This is a genomic window from Streptomyces sp. A0958 (assembly GCF_004795035.1).
Lineage (GTDB): Bacteria > Actinomycetota > Actinomycetes > Streptomycetales > Streptomycetaceae > Streptomyces.
The window spans coordinates 1-4,669 of record NZ_SSBK01000076.1; the positions used below are offsets into that span (position 1 = coordinate 1).

General features: G+C 74.7%; 3 protein-coding genes and 1 pseudogene. 2 read left to right on the top strand and 2 right to left on the bottom strand.

The window, feature by feature from the left end:
* A pseudogene (locus E6P78_RS33780) lies at window positions 1–137 on the top strand (carbon-nitrogen family hydrolase); the annotation flags it as partial.
* 9 nt (window positions 138–146) lie between these two features.
* Here E6P78_RS33780 and E6P78_RS32265 read toward each other — a convergent pair.
* Window positions 147–638, bottom strand: coding sequence for an LURP-one-related family protein (locus E6P78_RS32265; protein ID WP_136207173.1), 492 nt, complete (start codon window positions 636–638; stop codon window positions 147–149).
* A gap of 64 nt (window positions 639–702) precedes the next feature.
* Here E6P78_RS32265 and E6P78_RS32270 point away from each other — a divergent pair, with 64 nt between their 5' ends.
* Window positions 703–2,526: an NHL domain-containing thioredoxin family protein gene (locus tag E6P78_RS32270; RefSeq protein WP_136207174.1), complete on the top strand. Its 1,824-nt coding sequence runs from the start codon at window positions 703–705 to the stop codon at window positions 2,524–2,526.
* Between the two features lie 51 nt (window positions 2,527–2,577).
* On the opposite strand, the gene E6P78_RS32275 is transcribed toward E6P78_RS32270, so the two are convergent.
* Window positions 2,578–4,669 (bottom strand): tetratricopeptide repeat protein (locus E6P78_RS32275; protein WP_240799466.1); only part of this gene is annotated, 2,092 nt, incomplete at its 5' end.

Here is a 4,669-nt window from a genome sequence, read left to right on the forward strand (position 1 = left end):
TTGCCGAGGCGGGAGCGGACGAGGAGGTGCTGACCGTCGAGTTCGACCCGGCCAAGGTCGCCGCGACGCGGGAGCAGTTCCCGGCCCTCAAGGACCGGCGGCTTGGGCTGGACGCACCGAAGGCCCGTCAGGAGTGACCCGTGCGATCAGTCCTCGTGCTCCTTCTCGGCGAGCACGATCACGCACACCGCCACCGCGATCAGCAGCGCCGGGTCGGCGTCCTCCCGCACGATGTCGATCCCGTACGTGTCACGGACGGTCAGCCAGCGGCGGGAGATCTGGGCCAGCAGCTCCCCCTCGTAGTCCACCGCGAACTCGCGGTCCAGGATCTTGCCGCTGACGTCGAGCTCGGTGCCGTCCGCCAGGGTCACCCGGTAGTGGTTGCGCAGCAGCGACAGCCGCTTCCGCTTGACCTTGGCGAGCTGTTCGCCGTCCCGCTCGATCAGCATCGTGTCGCGCAGGCTGATCAGCTTCTGCCGGATCTCCACGACGACCCGGCCCTGCGCGTCCTTCAGCTCGAAGGTGTCGCGCACCCGCATGGCCTTGCCGTCGACCAGGAAGACCTTGCGGCCGTCCGCGTCCTCGATCCAGTAGTCGTCGCCGATGCCGAAAATCCGCTCACGCACGAGAAGTCTCATGTCCCACAGGTTCCCCGAGGGGCCTGTGGAATGCGGGGACGCCACGGTGATGTTGACTGTTCACATGGCAACACGTGCGCGCGTCAGGGCCCCCGAACTCATCGGCAAGGGCGGCTGGCTCAATACAGGCGACCGGCAGTACACCCTCGCTGACCTGCGAGGACGCATCGTGATCCTGGACTTCTGGACCTTCTGCTGTGTGAACTGCCTGCATGTCCTGGACGAGCTGCGCGAGCTGGAGGAGAAGCACCGCGACACCGTCGTGATCATCGGCGTGCACTCGCCGAAGTTCGTCCACGAGGCGGAGCACCAGGCCGTCGTGGACGCCGTCGAGCGGTACGGCGTCCACCACCCGGTGCTCGACGACCCGGAGCTCGCCACCTGGAAGCAGTACGCCGTACGCGCCTGGCCCACGCTCGTCGTCATCGACCCCGAGGGCTATGTCGTCGCCCAGCACGCCGGTGAGGGGCACGCCCACGCCATCGAGAAGCTGGTCGAGGAGCTGGAGACGGAGCACGCGGCCAAGGGCACCCTGCGGCGCGGGGACGGGCCGTACGTGGCGCCGGAGCCGGTGGCCACGCATCTGCGGTTCCCGGGCAAGGCCCTGCTGCTGGCGGACGGCGGCTTCCTGGTCTCCGACACCACCCGGCACCGGCTGGTCGAGCTGGACGCGGACGGCGAGAGCGTGCGCCGGCACTTCGGGACGGGTGAGCGCGGGTTCGCGGACGGCGGGCCCGACGAGGTCGCCTTCAGCGAGCCGCAGGGGCTCGCGCTGCTGCCGGACGGGCGGATCGCCGTCGCCGACACGGTCAACCACGCCATCCGCGCGCTCGACCTCACGACCGGGGCGACCACCACCCTCGCCGGCACCGGCCGCCAGTGGTGGCAGGGGGCGCCCACCAGCGGCGCGGCCCGCGAGGTCGACCTGTCCTCGCCGTGGGACGTCGCCTGGTTCGACGGCCGGCTCTGGATCGCCATGGCCGGTGTCCACCAGCTGTGGACGTACGACCCCGAGGACGGCACCGTACGGGTCGCGGCCGGGACCACCAACGAGGGCCTGGTCGACGGGCCGGGCGCGGAGGCGTGGTTCGCCCAGCCGTCCGGGCTCGCGGCGACCGAGGAGCGGCTGTGGGTCGCCGACTCGGAGACGTCCGCGCTGCGCTACGTCGACCGCGAGGGCGCCGTCCACACCGCCGTCGGCACCGGACTCTTCGACTTCGGCCACCGCGACGGCGCCGCCGCGCAGGCCCTGCTCCAGCACCCGCTGGGCGTCACCGCCCTGCCCGACGGGTCCGTCGCCGTCTGCGACACGTACAACCACGCACTGCGCCGGTACGACCCGGCGAGCGGTGAGGTCAGCACGCTGGCCACGGACCTGCGCGAGCCCAGCGACGCCGTGCTGGTGGACGGCGACCTCGTGGTCGTGGAGTCCGCCCGGCACCGGCTGACCCGGCTGCGGCTGCCCGAGGAGGCGGTACGCGTCGCCGAGCAGGCCCACCGCACCCGGCGGGCGGCCACCGAGATCGCCCCCGGCGCCCTCCGGCTCGACGTCGTCTTCCAGGCGCCCGCCGGCCAGAAGCTCGACACCCGCTACGGGCCCTCGACCCGGCTGCTGGTCTCCTCGACCCCGCCCGAGCTGCTGGCCGAGGGGGAGGGCGCGGGCACCGACCTCTTCCGCGAACTGGTCCTCGCCGACGGCGTCACCGAGGGCGTCCTGCACGTCTCCGCGATGGCCGCGTCCTGCGACGACGACCCGGCGAACGAGTACCCGGCCTGCCACGTCCACCAGCAGGACTGGGGCGTCCCCGTCCGCGTCGTGCCCGGCGGGGCCGCCCGGCTGCCGCTGGTGCTCGCCGGTATGGACGAGGCCGCGGACACGCGGGACTGAGACGCCCGGCGCGCGGCGGGGAGGGACCGGCAGCGGCGCTCCCCGCCCGTGTCAGACGTCGTCGGCGAGGCGGCGGACCGCCTCATCGCGGCGCCGTACGTAGTCCGTGGCCGCCGTCACCCGCAGCAGCGCCTCCAGGGCCCGCACCGCGCCCTCGTCGTACCCGGCCTGCTCCGCCTCCGTGGCCGCCCGGTCCAGGAGCCGTATGCCCTCGTCCTCCGCGCCGAGGGCGAGGTGGGCCTCGCCGCTGACGGTCAGCAGCAGCACCCGGCGCGCCGCCTCCTCGTGCTCGGGCCCCAGGTCGAGGGCGGCGCGGGCGGAGTCCAGCGCGTCCTGCGGGTGGCCGGCCGCGAGCCGCATCCGGGCCAGGTGCTGGAGGGCGAGCATCTCGGTATGGGCGTCGGTCTCCTCGCGGGCCAGGCCCAGGGCCTGTTCGCAGCCCTCCGTCGCCAGGTCGAGGCCGCCCTGTTCGGCGTGCACGATAGCCAGGTTGATCAGTGCGGTCGCCTCGCCGAGCCGGTCCCCCGCCTGCCGGGCCAGACCGGGTGACGGTTCCAGGAGGGCGACGGCCTCGCTGGTCCTGCCCTCCTCCGACAGCACCCAGCCCAGCAGGTTGCGGACCCGGGACTCGGCGTACGGGTCGTCGCACGCCACGGCCGCCGCGAGGGCCAGTTCCAGCATCGGGGCCCAGCCGTCCCGTACCCGCCACACCACGTGCGGCCATTGCAGCAGGATGATCCGCCAGGCCCGGTCGTCGAGACCGGCGGCCCGGGCGGCCGCGGCGGCCAGGGTCAGGTCCTCGCGCTCGGCCGCCAGCCAGCTCATGGCCGCGGCCCGGTCCGTGAAGTCCCGCGTCGCGGTCGGTTTGCGGTAGTCCTCGGGCAGCACAAAGCAGGGCTCGCCACCCGGTTCGGCCGTGTCGGCGGCGGCGAGCGCGGTGGCGATGTAGTGGTCGAGCACACCGAGGAGCGTGTCCGGCCCGGCCGCCGGGTCGAGCCCGCGCGCGTACAGCCGCACCAGATCGTGCAGCACCCAGTGCCCGGTCCTCGTCTCCGTGACCAGATGGGCGGCGGCGAGCTGTTCCAGCGCGGCCCCGGCGGCGACCGGGTCGCTGCCGGCGAGCGCGGCGGCGGTGTACGGGTCGAAGTGGCTGCCCGGGTGGTGGCCGAGCCGGGTGAAGTGGTGGACGGCGTCCGGCGGGAGCTGCTGCACGGTGAGCCGCAGCGCGGCGGAGACGCCGGTGTCCTCCACGTCCAGGTAGGAGAGCCGGCTGCGCTCGTCGGCGAGTTCGTCGGCCATGCCGGCCAGCGTCCACTGCGGGCGGCCCGCCAGCCGGGCCGCCGTGACCCGCAGGGCGAGCGGCAGTCCGCCGCAGAGTTCGGCGAGCCGCCGGGCGGCCACCGGTTCGGCGAGGACCCGTTCCTCGCCGAGCACCCCGGCCAGCAGCGCGGTGCCGTCCGGCGGTTCCAGTATGTCCAGCGGGACCGGGACGGCGGCGTCCGATGCGATGAGCCCTTCGAGCCGGCGCCTGCTGGTGATCAGCGTGACGCAGTCCGCGCCACCCGGCAGGAGGGGCCTGACCTGGGCGGAGTCGCGGGCGTTGTCGAGGACGACGAGGAGGCTCAGCCGGTCGGTCAGCGAGCGGAACAGGGCCGCCGCCCCGGCCACGGACTCCGGCACCCGGCGGGGCGCGACGCCGAGCGCGAGCAGGAACTCGCGCAGCACTTCGAGCGGGGTCGGCTCGGCGGTGTCCCCGAACCCGCGCAGATCGGCGAAGAGCCGCCCGTCCGGGAAGGCCGCCGGGGACCGGCGTGCCCAGTGCAGGGCCAGCGCCGTCTTGCCCACCCCGGCCGGGCCCGTAACCAGGCAGACGGGCGCCTCGCCGGCCGCAGCCCGGGAGAGCGCGGTCAGTTCGGCACCGCGCCCGTGGAAGCCGCGCGGGGCGCGGGGCAGCAGATCGGCGGGGTGCGGTGCGCCTGCGGCGTACGGGGAGGGCAGTGCGTGCGCGAGCCGGGGGGCGGTGGGCGGCGTGCCCGCCGCCTCGGCGGGGCCGGAGCGTGCCGGGGCGGCGACGGTCTGCGGTCCGCCGGGGGCGACGGGACCGACGGACGGCCGCGGCGCGCCGGGCGCGTCGGCCGCCGCG

Coding starts and splice junctions, on each gene's coding strand:
- E6P78_RS32265 (WP_136207173.1), bottom strand. CDS start 638: ATGAGACTTCTCGTGCGTGAGCGGATTTTCGGCATCGGCGACGACTAC.
- E6P78_RS32270 (WP_136207174.1), top strand. CDS start 703: ATGGCAACACGTGCGCGCGTCAGGGCCCCCGAACTCATCGGCAAGGGC.